The organism is Legionella dresdenensis, from assembly GCF_042649825.1.
GTDB classification, from domain to species: Bacteria; Pseudomonadota; Gammaproteobacteria; order Legionellales; family Legionellaceae; genus Legionella_C; species Legionella_C dresdenensis.
In genome coordinates, this window is record NZ_JBHSAB010000036.1 from 1 (window position 1) to 1,239 (window position 1,239).

The window sequence follows — 1,239 nt, forward strand, 5'->3', positions numbered from 1 at the left end:
GCGAACCTAGCCTTCTCCGTCCCCACATCACCACTTATAAAAAGTCCAGGAATATTAACCTGGTTCCCATCGACTACGCGTTTCCGCCTCGCCTTAGGGGCCGACTCACCCTGCTCCGATTAACGTCGTGCAGGAAACCTTAGACTTTCGGCGAAAGGGCTTTTCACCCTTTTTATCGTTACTCATGTCAGCATTCGCACTTCTGATATCTCCAGCACACTTCTCAATGCACCTTCACAGACTTACAGAACGCTCCCCTACCACGTGCCATTCGGCACATCCGCAGCTTCGGTGTATAGTTTTAGCCCCGTTACATCTTCCGCGCAGGCCGACTCGACCAGTGAGCTATTACGCTTTCTTTAAAGGGTGGCTGCTTCTAAGCCAACCTCCTGGCTGTCTATGCCTTCCCACATCGTTTCCCACTTAACTATCACTTGGGGACCTTAGCTGGCGGTCTGGGTTGTTTCCCTCTCCACGGCGGACGTTAGCACCCGTCGTGTGTCTCCCGTGGTCCAATTGGCCGGTATTCGGAGTTTGCATCGGTTTGGTAAGCCATGACAGCCCCCTAGCCGAAACAGTGCTCTACCCCCAGCAATCAACCCACGAGGCGCTACCTAAATAGCTTTCGGGGAGAACCAGCTATCTCCGGGCTTGATTAGCCTTTCACTCCTAGTCACACGTCATCCGATAATTTTTCAACATTACCCGGTTCGGACCTCCAGTTGGTGTTACCCAACCTTCATCCTGCACATGACTAGATCGCCCGGTTTCGGGTCTACTCCCAGCGACTCTCGCCCTATTCAGACTCGATTTCTCTACGGCTCCCCTATTCGGTTAACCTCGCCACTGAAAGTAACTCGCTGACCCATTATACAAAAGGTACGCAGTCACCCGTCCTAAAACAGGCTCCCACTGCTTGTACGCAAACGGTTTCAGGTTCTATTTCACTCCCCTCTCCGGGGTTCTTTTCGCCTTTCCCTCACGGTACTGGTTCACTATCGGTCAGTAAGGAGTATTTAGCCTTGGATGATGGTCCACCCATCTTCAACCAGAATTTCGCGTGTTCCGGCCTACTTGTTCGCGTGCTTAGTTCTTAATTAATGCTTCGTATACGGGACTATCACCCTCTTTCGTCAGACTTCCCAGACTGTTCTACTCACACTAACTATAAATCACGCCAGGCTCTTCCCCGTTCGCTCGCCGCTACTGAGAGAATCTCGTTTGATTTCTTTTCCTTCG

Annotated in this window: 1 rRNA gene; it reads right to left on the minus strand. The window is 51.6% G+C overall.

The features are described 5' to 3' along the window. Positions 1-1,239: ribosomal RNA gene (locus ACFORL_RS12775) — 23S ribosomal RNA — on the minus strand; the annotation flags it as partial.